Below are 2,316 nucleotides of genomic sequence, written 5' to 3'. Positions count from 1 at the left end.
TACGGAGGCTGTTCATAATGTGACATGTTTTTAGTTTATTAATAAACTAGTTCTTGATTGAAACTAGTGCACAATCCTACTTCTTAGGCATTGGTAGTGTTTGGGCGGTATCGAAAAAAGTATCCACCGCTATCGGTCTTGGGGTTGCTGTCGTTTTCGTTATGGCACTCACTGTACCGCTGAACAATTTATTGTTTCAGTTTATCCTTAAAGATGGTGCGCTAGCTTGGGCGGGTTTTCCTGATATTGACTTAAGCTTTTTAGGTCTGCTCAGTTATATTGGTCTCATTGCTGCTGTCGTACAGATTCTAGAGATGTTTTTGGATAAGTTTGTCCCGAGTCTATATAACGCACTTGGCATCTTCTTACCATTGATTACGGTTAACTGTGCCATCTTGGGTGGCGTGCTATTTATGGTTGAGCGTGACTACAACTTTAGTGAATCTGTGGTATATGGTGCTGGTGCTGGTTTTGGTTGGGCACTTGCCATTACCGTATTGGCTGGTATCCGTGAAAAGCTTAAATACTCAGACATTCCAGCGCCGCTACAAGGCCTTGGTATTACCTTTATTACGGTTGGTCTGATGTCGCTAGGCTTTATGTCATTCGGTGGCATGTCGATTTAAGCGTTTGTTTATATAAAGACTTATTTATCTAAGTGTTTTTATGTTTAAAGGCTTTTTTGTTTAAAAGCTTTTTTATTTAAAGACTTAGTTAAGTAGTCATTTATTTAAAAACATATGCTTAAAACCATACTCAGTTATTTGACCTAATTAATTCATTTATTCGGTAGAGATTCGGGGCAGTTTATATGAACCCGCATCCCTACCCCATAGATTAAGGATACCTATCATGGATTATGCTACGGCGATTGGTGGCGTTGCTATGTTTACCTTGATCATCATGGGTCTCGTCGCCATTATTTTGGCGGCGCGCTCAAGACTGGTCAGCTCAGGCGATGTGACCATTCACATCAACGATAATCCCGACAACGACGTGGTAACAGCAGCAGGCGGTAAGCTACTACAAACCCTTGCTAGTGAAGGTATATTTTTATCTTCAGCATGTGGTGGTGGTGGTACTTGTGCGCAGTGTCGCTGCCGTGTTATTGAAGGCGGTGGTTCTATTTTGGCTACTGAAGAAGGCTACTTTACTCAAGGCGAGATTCGTGATCATATGCGCCTTGCTTGTCAGGTATCTGTTAAGCAAGACATGAAAATTGAGATTGACCCTGAGTTCTTTGATGTACAAAAATGGGAATGTGAAGTTATCTCTAATGATAACGTTGCTACTTTTATTAAAGAATTGGTGCTTAAAATTCCAGATGGCGAAGAAGTTAACTTCCGTGCCGGTGGTTATGTACAGTTAGAAGCGCCACCGCATGAAGTACATTATAAAGACTTCGATATTGCTGAAGAATATCAAGAAGACTGGAATAATTTTGGCATCTTTAAGTATGTGTCAAAAGTTGACGAACCCGTTATTCGTGCCTATTCAATGGCTAACTATCCGGATGAAAAAGGCTTAATTAAGTTTAATATTCGTATTGCTAGTCCGCCACCACGTGGCCCTGATGGTATTCCACCAGGTAAAATGTCGTCGTGGACGTTTAGCTTGAAGCCTGGCGATAAAGTGACCGTATCAGGTCCTTATGGTGAGTTCTTCGCCAAAAAGACCGAAGCTGAAATGATCTTTGTCGGTGGTGGTGCCGGTATGGCACCGATGCGCTCACACATCTTTGATCAGCTGAAACGCTTGAACTCTGATCGTAAGATTAGTTTTTGGTACGGTGCGCGCTCTATTCGTGAGATGTTCTATGTTGAAGATTACGATCAACTAGAAGCGGAATTTGCTAACTTTGAATGGCATGTGGCTTTGTCTGATCCACTTCCTGAAGACAATTGGGATGGCTATACTGGCTTTATCCATAACGTCTTGTTAGAGGAATATCTGAAAGACCATCCAAACCCAGAAGACTGTGAATACTACATGTGCGGGCCACCGATGATGAACGCGGCGGTTATCGATATGTTGCATAGTCTAGGTGTCGAAGATGAAAACATTATGCTTGATGACTTTGGTGGTTAAGCTCCCTCATTAAGCCCGCACGATTAACTTGATAATATATGTTAAATTAAGAGTCTCAATCGAGGCTCTTTTTTTATGGGCTAAATAATAGCAATAATAGATTAACAAGAAAGGATTCTTATGAAAACCAAATACAAAGACTTGAACATTTGGATAAAAGGTGAGCCGAAGCATTAAGGCCACGCAATAGCATTAGAATTTACAAAACGAGGGAAGAAAAGTTTATTT

2 protein-coding genes are annotated in these 2,316 nt (G+C 41.0%); both read left to right on the top strand.

Features of this window, described 5'->3' with window-relative positions; genetic code table 11:
* Positions 1–53 precede the first annotated feature (53 nt).
* Positions 54–626 (top strand): NADH:ubiquinone reductase (Na(+)-transporting) subunit E, encoded by a 573-nt coding sequence (gene nqrE, locus CAN34_RS09185; RefSeq protein ID WP_089555396.1) that lies wholly within the window; start codon positions 54–56, stop codon positions 624–626.
* 226 nt (positions 627–852) lie between these two features.
* Positions 853–2,088 carry an NADH:ubiquinone reductase (Na(+)-transporting) subunit F gene (nqrF, locus tag CAN34_RS09180; protein ID WP_079692909.1) on the top strand — a complete coding sequence of 412 codons (1,236 nt, stop codon included), beginning with the start codon at positions 853–855 and terminating at the stop codon, positions 2,086–2,088.
* The last annotated feature ends 228 nt before the right edge of the window (positions 2,089–2,316 follow it).

The sequence above is a fragment of the Psychrobacter sp. DAB_AL32B genome, from assembly GCF_002224105.1.
Taxonomy (GTDB): domain Bacteria; phylum Pseudomonadota; class Gammaproteobacteria; order Pseudomonadales; family Moraxellaceae; genus Psychrobacter.
Note: the sequence above shows the minus strand (reverse complement) of the source record. Positions and strands in the feature narration are given on the sequence as shown.